Source organism: Anaeromassilibacillus sp. An200 (assembly GCF_002160025.1).
Lineage (GTDB): Bacteria > Bacillota > Clostridia > Oscillospirales > Acutalibacteraceae > Caccousia > Caccousia stercoris.
On record NZ_NFJU01000023.1, the window covers coordinates 1 to 16,569 of the forward strand.

The 16,569-nt window shown below is 43.1% G+C and carries 14 protein-coding genes and 1 pseudogene; 9 read left to right on the top strand and 6 right to left on the bottom strand.

The genetic code is table 11. The features are described from left to right. Positions 1-368: 368 nt before the first annotated feature. Positions 369-752, top strand: a pseudogene (locus B5F35_RS11875) (IS5 family transposase); the annotation flags it as partial. Between the two features lie 475 nt (positions 753-1,227). Here B5F35_RS11875 and B5F35_RS11880 read toward each other — a convergent pair. The 5 genes from B5F35_RS11880 to B5F35_RS11900 all read right to left on the bottom strand — a co-directional run bounded on the left by B5F35_RS11880 (position 1,228) and on the right by B5F35_RS11900 (position 7,777). After that, positions 1,228-1,962, bottom strand: coding sequence for an SDR family NAD(P)-dependent oxidoreductase (locus B5F35_RS11880; RefSeq protein WP_087241237.1), 735 nt, complete (start codon positions 1,960-1,962; stop codon positions 1,228-1,230). Positions 1,963-1,981: 19 nt separating this feature from the next. Beyond that, a complete protein-coding gene (locus B5F35_RS11885; protein ID WP_087241239.1) occupies positions 1,982-2,407 on the bottom strand; it encodes a MaoC family dehydratase in 426 nt (141 codons plus the stop codon). A gap of 1,789 nt (positions 2,408-4,196) precedes the next feature. Next, the gene (locus B5F35_RS11890; protein ID WP_087241241.1) at positions 4,197-5,723 is read right to left on the bottom strand and encodes an MBOAT family O-acyltransferase; all 1,527 of its coding nucleotides are present in this window, start codon (positions 5,721-5,723) and stop codon (positions 4,197-4,199) included. 18 nt (positions 5,724-5,741) lie between these two features. Beyond that, positions 5,742-5,987 (bottom strand): acyl carrier protein, encoded by a 246-nt coding sequence (locus B5F35_RS11895; RefSeq protein ID WP_087241243.1) that lies wholly within the window; start codon positions 5,985-5,987, stop codon positions 5,742-5,744. Between the two features lie 5 nt (positions 5,988-5,992). Beyond that, positions 5,993-7,777 carry an HAD-IIIC family phosphatase gene (locus B5F35_RS11900; protein ID WP_087241245.1) on the bottom strand — a complete coding sequence of 595 codons (1,785 nt, stop codon included), beginning with the start codon at positions 7,775-7,777 and terminating at the stop codon, positions 5,993-5,995. Between the two features lie 317 nt (positions 7,778-8,094). Here B5F35_RS11900 and B5F35_RS11905 point away from each other — a divergent pair, with 317 nt between their 5' ends. The 4 genes from B5F35_RS11905 to B5F35_RS11920 all read left to right on the top strand — a co-directional run bounded on the left by B5F35_RS11905 (position 8,095) and on the right by B5F35_RS11920 (position 11,671). Next, entirely contained in the window at positions 8,095-8,445 is a 351-nt protein-coding gene (locus tag B5F35_RS11905; protein WP_087241247.1) for a hypothetical protein, read from the top strand. A gap of 196 nt (positions 8,446-8,641) precedes the next feature. Then, on the top strand, positions 8,642-10,000 hold the full coding sequence (locus B5F35_RS11910; protein WP_140401213.1) for a hypothetical protein: 1,359 nt from the start codon (positions 8,642-8,644) through the stop codon (positions 9,998-10,000). Positions 10,001-10,157: 157 nt separating this feature from the next. Next, positions 10,158-10,904, top strand: a complete 747-nt coding sequence (locus B5F35_RS11915; RefSeq protein ID WP_242969507.1) for a hypothetical protein — start codon at positions 10,158-10,160, stop codon at positions 10,902-10,904. A 221-nt stretch (positions 10,905-11,125) separates the two neighbouring features. Next, the gene (locus B5F35_RS11920; protein WP_242969508.1) at positions 11,126-11,671 is read left to right on the top strand and encodes a helix-turn-helix domain-containing protein; all 546 of its coding nucleotides are present in this window, start codon (positions 11,126-11,128) and stop codon (positions 11,669-11,671) included. A 257-nt stretch (positions 11,672-11,928) separates the two neighbouring features. On the opposite strand, the gene B5F35_RS11925 is transcribed toward B5F35_RS11920, so the two are convergent. After that, the gene (locus tag B5F35_RS11925; protein WP_087241251.1) at positions 11,929-12,720 is read right to left on the bottom strand and encodes a Fic family protein; all 792 of its coding nucleotides are present in this window, start codon (positions 12,718-12,720) and stop codon (positions 11,929-11,931) included. A gap of 282 nt (positions 12,721-13,002) precedes the next feature. Between B5F35_RS11925 and B5F35_RS11930 the strand changes: the two genes are divergently transcribed. The 4 genes from B5F35_RS11930 (at position 13,003) to B5F35_RS11945 (ending at position 16,209) form a co-directional block, all read left to right on the top strand. Continuing rightward, complete coding sequence (locus B5F35_RS11930; RefSeq protein WP_087241253.1) at positions 13,003-13,278, top strand: DUF6809 family protein; 276 nt, start codon at positions 13,003-13,005, stop codon at positions 13,276-13,278. Positions 13,279-14,161: 883 nt separating this feature from the next. Next, positions 14,162-14,872 carry a tyrosine-type recombinase/integrase gene (locus B5F35_RS11935; RefSeq protein WP_087241255.1) on the top strand — a complete coding sequence of 237 codons (711 nt, stop codon included), beginning with the start codon at positions 14,162-14,164 and terminating at the stop codon, positions 14,870-14,872. After that, entirely contained in the window at positions 14,869-15,837 is a 969-nt protein-coding gene (locus B5F35_RS11940; RefSeq protein WP_087241257.1) for a tyrosine-type recombinase/integrase, read from the top strand. Before B5F35_RS11935 ends, B5F35_RS11940 begins: the two co-directional genes overlap by 4 nt. A gap of 54 nt (positions 15,838-15,891) precedes the next feature. Beyond that, positions 15,892-16,209: a DUF6809 family protein gene (locus B5F35_RS11945; protein WP_330396271.1), complete on the top strand. Its 318-nt coding sequence runs from the start codon at positions 15,892-15,894 to the stop codon at positions 16,207-16,209. Positions 16,210-16,569: the final 360 nt, after the last annotated feature.

The window sequence follows — 16,569 nt, forward strand, 5'->3', positions numbered from 1 at the left end:
CTTCGCTGGCAGTGTACGACACTACCATGCACTGTCTGACACTACACGGAGGTATTGTTTCATATTACACATATTGGAACAAGGTGTGATTAGATTTTACGCTTACGTTTGAAACACTAGAGTCTGTTTTAAAACCTAGGAATTGTGTGAAAAACGATAATGTAGTAGAATGGGAACATGAAGAGACATGAAATAAATGAAAAACAATGGAATAGGATCAAGGACAAGTTCCCGCATGAGAGAAAACCGCAAGGAGGGCGTCCCGGCAAAAGCAACCTTGCAATGCTTAACGCAATTCCATGCTGGCTGAACATGGGGATTCCATGCGGGATTTGCTGGAGCCATTCGGCCCATAGCAAAGCGTATACAGCCGGTTTCGGGCCTGGACAAAAGCCGGAGTATGGGAAAATATCTTTACAGCCCTGATCGAGCGGGATTTGGTGGACGAAACAACGCTGATGCTGGACAGCACTACAATCAAGGTTCACCAACACGCTAGTGGGGCTAAAAAGGGGGATATCGCGAGAAGCGGGCGGAGCAGGGGAGGCTGGACCACGAAAGTCCATGCGGTAACGGATGAACTTGGGAATCCATTGCGCTTTTTGCTTTCCAGTGGGAACCGTAATGATATCCACATGGCGCAGACACTGTTGGAACCTTTTGCTTTAAACGGCAAACTCATTCTGGCGGATAATGGCTATGACAGCAATAAATTTGTACATTGGTTGGAAGAACGGGGGAAATTGTGGTGATTCCCAGCCGCATCATTGCCAAACATCCCAGAAAAACAGACTAGCACACATATAAAGAGCATCATCTGGTGGAAAACCTTTCCCTCAAGCTGAAAATAATCGCCGTTTTGCCACCAGGTATGAGAAGAAAATTCTCTATTTTCACGCTGTTGTTGTCTTGTTTGGTTACTTTGATGGTTTTAAAACAGACTCTAGTTAATAATTTCTAAGATAAATTTTTCAACTATAAGATATTACTCTTATTTTGCATGCCCTACTTTATGGAAGAGTAGTATAGTTCCCTGGACGATAATTCTGATTTATGCTTATCTAAAATATGAGATCAGCATTCAATGGAGTAATATATAAAGCTGTTGAAGATGCCTCCAATACTGATTCATTCCGCTCATATCAAAATCTGTAAAAGAATTATTATACTCTACTTTTTCGTAACTGTCGATGTGATGTTTTATATAAGTGCTTTTAAGTTCCAAAATTATCGATCTCCACCAGATAAATTTAGGTTTATACCAGTTATATAATTGGATGCCTCAGACAACAAAAACATAATGCTATCCACCACTTCTTGTTTTGTAATATTGCGCTGCATAGTACATTGATTTGCTGTCATTTCTACAATTCTACTATCAATGTTTTTTAAAAATCTGGTCTCAATCATATTGGGAGAAATCCCGTTAATTGAAATACCTTTTCCGCTATATTCACTGGCAGCACTTTTTAGAAGTCCCCACAGTGCATATTTTGCAATCACATAGTCAGACATAAATTTTGGAGGTATACCAAGTGTAGACGCAGATAGCATAGCAACCACTTTTCCTCGTCGTAACTTTGCCATTTTAGGAAGAAATACTTTGAATATTTGGGCAAGAGCATTTACCTGCACCGTTAACTCCTTAACAGTTTTTTCCCAGTCGAATTTACTCAATTTGGTATATTCAAATGCTACTGCTGCCAAATGTAAAATATGTGTCGGTTGTATATCTTCAGAAGCTAATTGCTCTATCCATTTTGATGTAGCAGCCGCACTACTCAAATCACATTGATAGAGACGAAGGGAGAGATGCTTAAAGCTAGATTGCAGTTCTTCCAGTTGATTGACAGTTCTGTAATATTGACAAAGAACCAATGCTGGCATTCTATTTCCTTCCAGCCGGCGTAAAAACTCAATACCAAGATCGGAAGATGCGCCTGTAATAAGATATGTATCCATAGCAATTACGCTCCTTTTCTTATTCCAATACCTTTATTTTGAGCTTGGCTTTAGACACTATCTTACCATGCTGATTGGTAATTTTGGAGCCAAGTTCCGCAATTCGAAAGCGTGTATCAATGGACTTTATTACTCCTGTAATTTTTAGAGTATCTCCAATATATACGGGTCTTGGCCACTGAATGCACGCCTCCAAAAAAAGGCATCGCTTTCCAGGCAAATAAACACCAACCAAAGTTGAATAAAAGGAAGCGGTACACATACCATATACCACACAATCGTCAAATCCCTTTGCTTGCGCATACTCCGTATCCAAATGAAGTGGATTAACATCTCCGGACAATATGGTAAATAGTGCTTGTTTATCTGCTGTTATAGAAACAGTAAATTGTTCCTGTTGGCCAACCTGTAAATCTTCTAGTGCAAAATCATTGTACTGTTTCATTGTTATCCTTCTCCCAGTATATAAATTAACACATATATACTTCCAATATTGCAATCTCCGTGTTTATATTTGAAAGCAAGGATCAATTGTGTTTTGAAATTTTACAAAACCTTTCTGAAAAATTTTTTATTTGAATTAGGTAATAATTTTCAATATCTTAAATCTCGTGATCAGAAAATCTTGCGAAAACTGCTCTTGAAATGCAGGTGTTAAAAATGGAAAGAAAAATTTTTTATTACTAATGTATGTGTGTGAAAAATCACGTCATCAAAAAATGATCTTCTAAAATCTGAAAGATATAATCAGATGTATAGCAACAATAATGAAAAATATCGTGAGTTTCATTAAATGTAGAAAAACATGATTTATCGTATGTTTTTTTACAATAAAGTTTTTAATTTTATATCTCCTTACCCTATCTTAATATAGGTAATTCCTGCATCTAAAAAGGAATCAAATATAATAGAATCATTAATATGTTGATTTACACTGTCGTAAACGACAATATTTAATCCTATACGATTTGAACTATATTTTTTCCATCAATCATGATGATGCTAACGTTTTCTGTATATCATCTTGCACTTTTTGCATAGTATTTCATTTGAAAGAACCTCGTTATATTCCAAGTTATATTCCAAACAATTTTGTTCCGGATTATCGTTACCATCGGAAAGCTTTTCATAAATTACTTGACCGTCTTGCCAAATTCCAATAAAGCTTTTACGATAACCGTTTCCAACAGATAAATTGAATTAAAAACCAAGATTAGAAAGTTGAAGTGCATCGCCTAATTTAGATATCGCATCATCCTTTGCAAAAATAATTACAGTGTATCCTTCCTTGCTATCTTGTATCAAATTTAAGTGATCCGGTAAATTCTGGCTATATAGAAAATCATATTATGCTTTTCACGCTGATAATGCTCTAGGGCTTCATCCAGATATTAATATGCTGGATCTGCTAGATGATCTGGGAGATCATAGTTTTCATGTAAATAGCCAGAAAAATACTGACTTGCCTTATTCGCACTATAAAAACTGAAATGTACAGCATCATTAAAATCATTATAATACATCAAACCGCATTTATGTAGCTGCGGAACTTAAGTTCAAATCAATATAATCCAAATTATTTTCCTCAGCACATTTTTCGATAGTTTGATATTTTTCTAATGACCATAAACCATTATTTGACATACTATAGTCTACTCTATTTTTCCATGTAACGGCTCAAATTCAAAAAATAATCCTCATACTCATTTTCAATACTGTTAAAAAGTCATCTTTCGCGATATTTAATAATTAAAAATTAAATAACTAAAAGAGTCATTTAAATAATCATTAGGACTTTAGATAAGATTTCAATTTTATCAAATGAAAATTCAATTACATCTGATATAATTCAAGTTCTAGCATGAGAACTTTCCCTAAACACAGATTCAACTTCAATAAGTTTATATATTTAGGTTTTTGCTTTTTAACTTTTCCAATAGCAAAAGATAATCAGATAAAAAATCAGAATCAAATCCAACTCCTGCGCTAAATGAACTGTTTCATATGATTCATACAGTTCCATGGGGGGAAAATTCACTAATATTAGGTCTGAAACCAATTGTAATAATATCTAAAAAATTTTCTCTTGCCCCCAGAGCGTGTGCGCTCAATATTCATGGATCAATTTCCTTGATCATTGGAATGTCCAATGATCAAGGAAAAATTTCAGTATAAATAATAGGAAAAATGATGGAAGTAGCCATCTTTTTCCATTTAACATTTTTCATTTTCTTTTAGAATCCTCCGTAAATAAAGTTTGCCGGATTATATCCTTCTCCGTACATACCAAATACCAATATTGCTACAAACAATGCAATCCATAGAATCCATCGACAAGCCAGATTTTGCTTGGCAATCATAGCACGAACAGAACCTCTTTGCTGGTATTTCGAAATAATAAACATGAAGATCAGCCCGAAAACTAGAACCCAAAAGTCTGGTTGATCCAAACCCAACTGGAATAGGGAGCCGTCTACCAGTATCCATGGATTATAAACAAAAGAATTTCTCCACATGTTTAGTGCAGTCAATAAGCTTTCAGCTGGTTGAACAGAACACACCAATGCAAAAAGGAGAAAAGTCCGGATCTGTCCCAACACTGTCCAGCTTTCTGCTTGTGTGTTCACGTGCAGAAACTTTTTTAGATGGTCAAAAATAGGTTTTAGCATCAATCCACCAACAATGACCATAAATGTAGCTAATCCCCAGAAAATCCATCGGTAGCTGCCTCCGTGCCAAAATCCGCAGACCAGCCAAACGAACAATGTTCCCAGATATGTGGGATATGCCTTTGCCGCCTTCTTTCCTCCATGTTTTTGACAAAAAGCACGAAACTTTGTAGCTGTGGAGGACATCAAAAACGGATACATAATATAATCCTTCAGCCAAACACCTAGAGTGATGTGCCAACGGCGCCACAATTCTGACATACTAGTAGAGAAAAATGGTGTGCGGAAATTCTCTGGCAAAGTAACGCCAAATAGTTGTGCTGTTCCCAACACAATATCCATTCCACCGCTGAAATCTGCGTAGAGTTGAAGAATATAAGCAATTGCGCCAATCCAGATGTAAATGCCTGTTGGTGTCCATGTTCCTTCTGAGCCACCATTATAGATTGTGTCTACTATAATCCTCAAACGCTCAGCTAATACAAGTTTCTTGAACACCCCCCAAAGAAAACGCTGCACGCCAAAGCAAAAGGTTTCATACTGAAATGGATGGCCTTGCCAAAGCGCATCTGCGGTTTCTTCATACCGAGCAATTGGACCAGATACCATTTGTGGAAAAAAGCCAGCATACAAAAGCAGACGAAGTGGTTTTTTCTCCGGTTGAATTTTTCCCCAATGCACATCCAACACATAGCTAACCAGCATCAATGTATAATACGACATTGCCATTGGCGAAACCCAATTTAGGTATTCTAAATGTTCTGATTTTCCCAAAAAAGAGAGCAAGTAATTTGCATTAATAATGAAAAAAGAATTTTCTTTCACAATGACCAAGGCAGCTAGTTCTGCGCCAACCGTTATCCTGCAGATCCACTTTGATTGTTTTTTATTCCTATAGAGCAGTCTAGCACCCCCATATGCCAAAAGAACCTGGGCGGCAAAACAGAGATACAGCTGCCAACTGCTTCCTGCAATTATAAAAAATGCGCTTCCAATCAGTAAAACAAACCAACGGCCTCTTCGTGGAAACACATAGTAGAATGCAACCATAAGGCCTACAAATATGAAAAACCAAAATGATATGATCGACATGGATAATAACTCCTTGGATTATTTTGTTGCGCGGTTAGCAATTATGGTAACCATTTCGCCTACGTTCTTCATAGAAGTCGTTTCTCCAAGAGTAAATTTCATTCCAAATTCTGATTCAACGGCTACGACCAAATTAATGTGCTCTAGGCTATCCCATTCTTCGATATCTGCAGAGGTGGTATTTTCATTGACCACAATACTTTCATCGTCAAAAACGTCCTGAAAAACCTTGTTGAGTCTCTCATAAATCTCATTCTTTATCATTTAAATTACTCCTTTTCTTCGTTGATTTGAATTTGCAAATCTTTTGGTTGGTATTCCGAAGGGATCTCTAATGTCCAAACGGTATTTCCCTGTTTATCCTCCTGTTGCTTTGTGAAACCTTGCATCTGGTAAAATTCTTTTACCATTGCATTTTTTGCTGTAGGATAATAATAGCCGTAAACTCGCGTTATTTTCATTTGACAGGCGGTTCGTACCAATTCCTTCATCATGGCAAATTCCATTCCACGTTTCAAAACTCGGCAAGACATCAACCACAAACGGATATGAAGATCCGTCCCCTGGCGTTCGCCCATGATAACGCTGACAACTCCGTTGTCTCCAAACTTATCCTGTAGTTTTCCATATAATGTAATATAGGAATTTTCTTCTGCAAAGTGCTTGATTTCTTCCTGTGTACAACGCAATGTGGTTAAATTGAACTGGTTACTCTTATTCGTTAGCTGTGCAATCCTCTCATAATAAACCGGCTGAAAGGAACGAATTTCTGCTTTCATTTCCAAAGAGCGAAGGTACTCATTATAATCAGTGAATGAAGCTTGCTGTCGTACACGTGCAGCGTTTTCTCGATACATTTCCCCACGAGCTAGATCGTCTTTTGTTAGTGATGTAACTTCAAAATATCCTTCCCGATCGATCGCATGAATATAATGTTCCGGAGTCTGAAGTTCCGGAATAGCCCCTTGTGGGAATGTCTGGCGGATAATCTCCCGTTCAGCTGGATTGTCATCTATAAATACAAAGGATTCTGGAAGCAGAGAAAGCTCAGAAGCCATGGTACGAAGATTTTCATTCTTTGGCTCCCAATTCGCCTTGATAGAAATGAAATCCTCTGGTTTTAAAATATTTCCAGGGTTTTGTAATCCGGCAAGCGCATTCTCCTCTTCGTTCTTGCTGATAATATTGAGAATCACACCGATCTGCTGATGAGCTTTCAAATACTGCTGGAATTCTGCATACATCTGCCCTACAGAAGTTTCCTGCCCAATCTGAATGTTTTCAGGACCGTCGTCTCCTACAACACCACCCCAAAGTGTATTATCTAGATCCAATGCAAAGGCTTTTTTGTTTTTTCCATAAATAGATTTTATAATATTTGCAACACTTTGTGCTAATCTGGGAATGGCAGGGAGAGCTAAAGCATATTTATACATATGCCAGTAGAACGGATCACTCCATGCCTCCAATCCATAATTTGCAGAAAGCCAGTTGAGGTCATTGAGATAAAAATTTGGATGTGCTTGCGCATATTCTGCAAACATCAGGTTTAAACAAGTTAGAAAATGCACTTTACCCTGTTCCAAAACAGCATCAGCATTTCCTAACAGGCGCCAGTAGGGATATTCAAAATTGTTTTGTATGATTGGACAACAGTAATCCACAGACAACTTTTCCCACATAGCCGAAAAATGCGCATATTCTTCTTGTAACAAAGCATTTACTGTTTCTTTGGTATCTCCTACCTGAGGAAAAGAGGTAATGTTGCGGTTAGAAGTATGAATGAAAATAATATCTGGTTGGAATTCTGTCAGTTCTGGTGTTTTAAACATAGCATCCTGCCAATACTGTCCATATTCCGACTCATAGAATTTTGCACGTATCCCATAGGAAAGAAGATACAATTCCAACATTTTTCGGATATCTGTAGTTGTGGAACCGCCTAGAATCGCAATGCGTTTGTCCAACCATTGTGTTTCCTGAGCAAACAGCTCCCGCCGTAGGGATTTATATTTACGGAGTAGGGTTTCCGGTGTATATGTGTTTAAATCCATAAGCTTGCCACCTTTTTTCTAATTCCTTTAATCCCAAAAATTTGATATTTTGCACAAATATCTTCCACATCATCCTTACACCATCGTAATAACCGCAATCGTAGACTTTTTGGTAGGGCTTGCGTTACTGCTCATGAGAAGATGACGTAGCCGAACCTCATATTCTATGGGCGGGTTTCACCACCCATAGAATACACTTTTTCGTCTGAACTGTCAATCATGCTTGCAAAGCTGGGAATTTTTCTAATTGTTGTCACTGTTGTCAAACTAATTATTGCTGTCGTGATTTATTTTAACCGCAAGAAAGGTGGATAAACATGAAGCGTGCAGAAAACAAGTTCCAGCGGTCCTATATGGTCGCAAAAGCCTGCGTCGAGGAAATCAAATTCCAGCGAGCAGAGATCGAAAAGAAATATATTGCCAACAACGGCATTGTGAATCCCGACGGCTCCGTTCCCAAATTCCTGTCCTGTATGGACAGCGACGCGGCTTTTGAAAAGGTGAATGAAGAGTGTGGCGTATTGATTATCGCCGCCGGGCTGGGAGAAGAATACTCTAGTATTGCGCAGAAGTGCAATACTAAAGCTGGCTATATTGATTTATCTTTGGCACAGTATCTGGATGAAGCAAAGCATAGATTTGGGTATGCTGCTTTTGAATTGGACTGATGAGCAATTTTCAGAGTATCAAAGCCGGTGTAAAAAATATTCCGTAAATTCTGGGACGATATCTCAGTGCGATCTTCGACGCAAATCTTCCGGAAATTTACCAGGAGATTAATTGGACCTATGTTTCTGATTTTGGCAGTTGATTTGTGACTATAAGGTCTATCAACGAATTAGCCTGGAGGTACTCAAACAGATTTTGGAGACAAATGAAAATGTTGTATGGTATGTCCTGATGCAAAAAAGCCTTACGGTGGCATTTGGGCCAGTGATCTCAGAACATTTGGTGCATAACTCTCATACAGCAGAGCAACTGTTGTCCCACTTTTTAGCGGAGCACGAGCGGAGTAAACCTTTATTTTTCCCGGATCAATTTACCGCACAGATGAGAGAACAAGCTCTCTGGAATTATGTTGATCGAGAAGATGCAAATTTGAACTATCTGCAATTGCTGGAGCAATCCCAGAATTCAACTGAACTGCCCATACCAGACCGGCTTAAACTAAAAGCAAGACGGCAGAAAGAAGCTCTCCAGGAGAAATTGTTTGCGGGAAGACCGGGGTTTTCATATGGGGTAGAAGTAAAATTCAAATCTATTCCAGATTGGTCAGTGCAGCAAGAATATAGGCCAAAGGACCACATTTCTGCTTACGCATACAGCTGTAAATGGCTAGAGGAAAACCAGGACTATCCTACGTTGCTAAATAATTTTATTTACTTGTTCGAGTATGTAGATTCATATTTTCGTTGTACATTTCTCTCCTTGCCAGCGGAACTTGGTACACTGGAGAGACATCTTGGGGTGAAAGGGAAAACTGATTATATAACCGGTTCTTACTTCAATACGAAAAGAATATGGACGCTGCTGCAAATGGCTGCCTATCGTAATAAACTTCTGCGTCTACATATTCAACTTGAAGATATCATCCAGTGGTTTTTTGAGGTCTACTTGAAGGAGGAGTTTGGAGTAAAAGGTTTTACATATAACCCTCCGACTCCAGGGACTACCTACATTGAGAAGTGTAAGCTTCTTGCCAGCGCAACCGATGGCGTACTGAAACAATACCGCTTGTGTTTTGAAGATGGAAAGGTAGACCGTGAACTGCTGGAGATGTCTTCCGGACATGTATTTGTTCGAAATGTTCCAAGCTTCATAGCAAATAAATACGCCTACGCTAATTCGGCGGAGATTCGACGAGAAATGGATCTGCTATTTTCAGATCATTTCATCCTGAGCTATACAGAGAAAACGGGAAGCGATTATCAAACACTTCTGTATATGTTGCAATCTGTTGAGGTGTATAAAGAAGATTTTATACATTTTCAGAAGGACGAGCTGAACTGGCTTGTCGAGCGAGACTCCGTACAGATTGGTGACAGTGATCGATTACAAATCAATAAAGCTCGGGTTACCTTGTTAAGTGATATGTATTATCATGAGGTAATTTGTCCGTCTTACTATGATGGGGCCTGTCGTCAACAACTAGAAAGCCTCTTTGAAACAAAGGACTATGCTACAAGAGTACGCTGTTTTCGAAACCGGAGCAGGACTATTTAAACTATATTTTGAATCGGTCAGAGTTTAGTAATGGTTTGGATCTGAGAAATAAGTATATTTATGATACCTGTTCTTTGAATGAGAATATCCAGTTGAAGGATTATATGGAACTTTTGAAAATCATGGTTTTGATTATGATTAAAATTAATGAAGAATTTTGTTTGAAAGAGCGGCATTCACAAAAGCCCTGTACTCTGCTAAACTAAGCGCAGAAAAATCCGCGCCTTATTACCGGCGGTACGACGGTAAAGTGGTGTATGTAGTCTCTCTTGCTACCGACGCCGATACCGGTGATGAGACTGTCATCTGGACCCCCTATCCCTTCGCAGATGTCCCCAAGTACTACATCTCCAGCAAAAAATCGTTCTGCGCTTTTATCGAAGTAAACGGTGAACAGAAAGCCAAGTACAAACGACTGGTTAACATGAAAATCTCCGCGGAAGCTGTGGAGCGGCTGACGGAAGATGGCTTCCGTGGGCCGATTCGTAAACGGCAGCGACTGCAACCGGATGAAGCATACGACTCCCGCGAGTACCAGCAGTCTCCTACCTACTACGCCTACGCAAAAGATCTCTGCGAGCACTATAACTTCGACCGAAACAAATATCGCCTCTACGTGAAGGAAAAGAAACTCGTCGCCATCACCCGAAGCGACTTTGCCAAACTGAAAGAGGACTTGCAGTTCCTGGACAGTGCCCTGAAAACGGTGCTGGCTCTATACCAGAATTATTTCCGGGAGCGGTTCGTAAACGGCTTATCTATCCGCAGGTACGCGGAAGCCCATCAGCTGAACCGCGGCAGCGTGGACTATCTGCAAAAGAAACTCCTCACCGCGCTGGCGCAGCTGCTGAAAGAGGGGGATGAAGCGGACGGGCTCTGTCGTCTGCGCTCCAAAACAACTTGATATTCCTGTATAAGCACGAGAGCGTCTGCAAATGGCAGGCGCTCTTTTTATGTCGATTTTATGTCAGACTGCTATATAGCTCGGATAAGTAGTGAGGGGATATTTTTAAAAAGCAGTCTTTTGGAAATGCAAAGCTGCTCCGTGGTGAGGTGATGTCCATGTCTGAATGAGTGAGCAATTGATGTTCATACTGAAAACGGAGAAAGGACAGGAGGTGCAAGTTGAAGTTTCAACAATGGCCCAAACGCGATCCCAACAAAAACTATTTTATGGTACCCAACGAGATATTCAACATCGGTCTAGATTATCGTGAGATCTCCCTCTACGCATATCTGCTCCGGTGCGAGAACCGGGAAACCTACCAGTGCTGGCCCAGCTACAAAACCATCGGACATGCGATCGGCATGAGTGAAAATACGGTGGCAAAGTATGTGCGCAGCCTGGAGGAGAAAGGTCTCATCCGCACCGAGCAGACCGTGATACGGAGCAAGGACGGCAAGCCTCTCAACGGAAACCTGCTCTACACCATCTGCCCGATCCAGGCGGCAATCGAATTGTTCTGCGAGCGGCAGTTTCTGAAACTGGAGGAAGATGTTGCTCGTCAGAAGGCGATGGCACGCCTCGCGGAATCGGCCCGTGAAAGCCACCAGAATGCCCTGTGTGCGCCTTTCGGAGAGAATGCAGGAAACTGGTACCCCTTCGGGGTTGGAAGGCGAATTTGGCCCGCTTTCGGAGGCACTCCCGGGGACGAAAGAAAAGGCGGGTGAACCGAGGGGATGAAAACGGTGCAGGATAAAGCGCGGGGGCCACAGAGAGCCCTCCACGCGGCTCACACCGCCCCGCAATGCGGGTCGGGGAACGTTTACGCGGGGGTCAGATTTTGGGCGCTGGGATCAAATCGGGGATCAAACGGTCCGAAAATGCCCATTTTAAGCCTTTTATAAGGGGGCATAACGGGGATGGTGCATATTACTTGAAAAGAAAATGCTCCCCGCTGATCAAAGCAGAGAGCACAATGAAATTACTACTGCATAAAAAAGTCGAGCCCTTTACGCTGAGGAGTGATTTGACTATTAAGTCCCATGGTTCGCTCCCAGGTTCTTACAGTTTCCTGCTGTAAAAATAGAGTCAGTGGTTCCAGGTCTTCTCGTTCATCATAGGCCTGCAGCGCATCATAATAGGCACGTCGATCTTCTTCGTAGATAATCATCGGTGGATAATCGTTGATCATTAACCAGTAGTTCAGTAACGTACGTCCGACGCGGCCATTGCCGTCGGCAAAGGGATGAATATTTTCGAAGCGGGCATGAAAGTATGCGCCGGCTTTCAGAGGAGATTTTGAACCAATGGTATTCACCTCCGCAACCAATTCGGTAAGGTCAGCCTCCACTTCGTCGGGTGGAGAACCTACTTCATGAATTCCAGTAACATAGTCATGCTTCTTAAAATCTCCAGGACGTTCGTCATTTACGATATAGCGGTGTTCATCATACGTTCCCTCTGTCAATGTGCGATGAATGGCACGAATGAGAGCAACGGAGAGAGGTTCTTTTGCGATGAGTTTATTTTTCAAAAACTCGTAGCAGGTTTTCTGATTCTGTTGTTCAAAGAGAGTTCGTGTGCTGCCGGTATAACCTGTGACGATTCCGTTCTCAAAAATCTCACGGGTATCGTGATAGTTGATCTCGTCATTTTCAATTTTTCCGGAGTGATAGGCGAACAGAATACGAAAGCTATCCAGTCGAAGTTTCAAATCTACTGTCGTTCGGATACCCCATTCCTGCCACTTTTTCACGATTTGATCGTATTGGTTCATAAAGTACCTCCGGCATTGAATCAACTTTTGTATCAAACTCGGTATATTGTACGCATGAGCTTTCCGGTTGCTGGACTGGGTAGGTCACAGAAAGCCAACCCATTTCCACTTAGTCTGTATATAAATCATTATACCATACAATCTCGTATATTAAAATCTGCACCGCAGAAAACAAAGAAAAGCCATTTTGAAACTATGAAATTTCTGATAACTCTTCGCAGCTGCCATAGCTATTCCCATTCGTTTTCGGTATTGTGTGTCCTGGAAGGAGGATAGCATATCATGAACGACTACATGAAAGCCCTGCACCATCGCTTCTTCCATAGACCAGATTGCACAGAACTGCGGGAAGAAATTGACCAGCTCTACTCTGGACTGAGGGAAAAGATGGACAGACCGGAGCAGAGCAAACTCCTACAGTTGGTGGACGCGCAGAATCTCTTGAAGGAAGAAATCTCTCTTGCCAGCTTCACTACCGGCTTCAAACTGGCATGGGGAATGGCACAGGAGTTGTGGGCGGACGGTCCGTATTTCTTCGATGAGGAGCAGATGGGATGAGTCAGACAAGATCCATAGAAAGATTAATTGATAAAAGTTAATTCCGAAAATAAACGGCGGTGGTCAAAAGAGATGGCTCAAAAAGTATAGCAGCGCGGAGATTATATCAAACTCCTATTGACTATTCAAGTCGTTGGATCTATGTTGCCAGCGATACGTTCGCCTTGATTTCTTTATGTGGAATATCAGGTGGACAAGCTTTTTGGGAGAGTGAATTAGAATGGTATCGTAATGCTTTCTTTCGTCTCATTTCTTGATGAGATGATTGGTAAGGGAGGGGGGCCAGTGGCAAACATACTTAGAGATACAGAAAAGGGAGGAGCGAAGAAATCGAGACACTTAATTCTCTATGTAAAAGTAACGTTCTTAGACTTCCCCAATTGGTCCGAGTTGGGAGACTCGGACTTCCAGCATCTTGCTCCCAAACGTGTGTCTGAACCTTCAACCAGCACTCTACTGCCCTCTTTGGCCCTTTCCTCTGCTCCGGCAGTTTATCTTTGACACTCTTTTGCCCTGCGTGTTTCAAGCAAAACTTTCTCCTTTTGGGATGGGTGTGGGATTGGATTCTGTATATTAAAAGATGTTCCGTCCGGGGTGAACAGAAAAGACAGGCTGAATCGCCACAGAGGGGACGCAGGAAATGCGCCGCATAAACAAAGAATAAGCCCTGGCGAGGCACACCCTTTCTCAAAAGACGGAAAATGTATATGCAGCTGCAATAACTCGCTCATAATCGGATTCTTGTCATATAATCAGCAGATGACAAGAAAGACAACAAGCAATATCGTTCGGAACAGTCATTCTTCTGTAAACAGTCCATTCTTTCCGGTAGCTATTTTCCTCGTTCTGTGGTATTGTTCGGTTGCCGAAAGGAGGCGACGATATGCAGAAAGGAAACAGCTATACCGTAGGCCAGTGGTGCGACCGCTGGTTTTGCGAGAACCAGAGTAGATGGAGCGGCAGCACCGTGGGCGGATACCGCAACCTGATCTACCGCTACATCCTTCCCGGGATCGGAAGCATCCCACTGGCGGAGCTGTCGGAAAATGCCGTTACCGGCTTCTATGACAGCCTGCGGAGCCAGGGGCTCAGCGCCAGAAGCGTCTGGTGCGTACATCTGCTCCTGCGGCGCTGTATGGACGAAGCGGCCCGTGGCCAGCTGATCCCCTATAACCCGGTACGGCTCTGCCAGGAGCCGCAGGCCGAGGAATATAAAACCGCCCCCCTGCGCCTGGGGCAGCTCCAGCGGTATCTGAACACAGCGGAACAGCTTGGCGTGCTCCCGCTCATCTACACAGGACTCTCCAGCGGCCTGCGGCAATGTGAGCTCATCACCTTGTCGTGGGCCGATTTTCATATCCGCTGCCGGTATATCCTCAAGGGACAGCGCCTGCTGGCCCTCAACCGCAAGGCGGAGCATCTTCTGGAGGGCATACCGGAAACCGGCCGCCATGTGTTCCTCAACCCCAAGACCGGAGAGCCGTACCAGCTCCACGAGTTCTATTACCTCCACAAGCGGATACTCAAACAGGCGGGCCTGCCGTGGGTGGCCTTTCGGAACCTGCAGCGCCAATGCATGGAGGTGGGGGTATGACGTTGAGAGAGTATATCCTCCACTGGCAGGAGGCCTATGACAAGAACCAAAGCAGGCCAACCACCTATGCAGCCCACGGTTATCTCTTCAAAAACCATATCCTCCCTGGCTTGGGGAATATACCGCTGGAGGAATTGACTGCGAAACAGGTCGGAGATTTTCTGGAAGAGAGAAAACGCTTTGGCGGCCACCGCCTGGAAAGCCCTGAATACCCAGGACTGGGCGAATACACCATGCGGCACATCCACCGACTGCTCCAACAATGCCTGGACCAAGCGATCCGGGACGGACTGATAGAGGAAAACCCAGCCCGTGCGTTTCATTATCCAAAGCCCAAGAAGGTCAGCGCCAATGTGCTGACGCCGGCAGAGGTGGAGGACTATCTGGATGCGGCGGAGCGGCTGAGCCACCTCCCCATGTTTCTGCTGGCACTGACGGCGGGGCTTCGGCAAAGAGAGCTGATCGCGCTGAAGTGGAGTGACCTGGACGTGGCGGAACGGACGCTGACCATCTCGGAGAACCGCTCGGTGGAACGGCGGGAGTTAGTGGAGTACAAAGGCGGCACCAGAACCATCAGCCTGACCACAGAAGCGGTTGAGCTCCTAAACATGGAACACGCCAGGCACCCCAGCAGCCCGCTCATGTTCATGCACCCAGCCACGCAAAAGCCCTACTCACCCCAGATGGTGCGCCGGATTCACAATGAAATTATCAAGGAAGCAGGGCTGGATCACATTCGGTTCGCCGATCTTCGGCACACCTGCGCCGTCCTGTCTCTGCAAAACGGAATGGACACGAAAGAGGTTTCTCAGATGCTGGGGCATTTCCGAACTTCAATGACGCGGCAGAACTACGCCCCCTACTTGGCAAGCCACGCCGCCAAAAGCGAAAACAGCCCTGGTGAAGCATCCCAGGAGGAACTGCGGCAAGCGGCAGATATTCTGTATAATCTCCTGAAATTCTGATAGCTATTCTGCGGAAGGTGTGGTATATGTTTGGGTCGCAAGGAGATGATGACGATGGAAAACAAACTGCTCAAAGAGCTGTATGATTGCTTTTATATCCAACCGGAGCTTGACGAACAGGAGAATGAAGTGGAGAAGTGCCACAAGGCGTTGATCGCAGCTTTGGAAAAGCCGGAGCGAAGACTGGTGCTGCGGATCATCGATGCCCAGGACTCTATCAGAGAACAGACCTCCCTCGACAGTTTTATGGCTGGCTTTGAACTGGCGTGGAGGCTCTCGGCGGAATTGCACAACGACGAAAACGAGCGCTCATTCTCCTGTCGGACCAGGAGAACGGGCGCTCGTTTTTCATCTGAGGGAGAACCGGAATGAAGAACAAATTGCCATAACCGTAACGATTACCGCCAGTTTCGCACTGAGGGCCACTGTGTCATCTCAAAACACAATGGGCAAAAGCGCCCGCACTAAGCCCAACACCCGCAGTGACCGCGCCCCAGGCGACGTTTCCGAAGCTGCCAGAACCAGCGGTACTGCAGGCACATGGACCGACGCAAAAACTGAGCCACATAAACAAAGAAATAACTGCAGAAGTATTACGGAGTGCTCCTGCCATCATAGAAATTACAGGGAGTCTTTCTAAGAAAAACTAAGAATCGTGCGAATGCACGATTTTCTTGCGCATTCCTGCTGAATATGCTATCATTATATACAACGCTGTCAGGTGTTGGAATA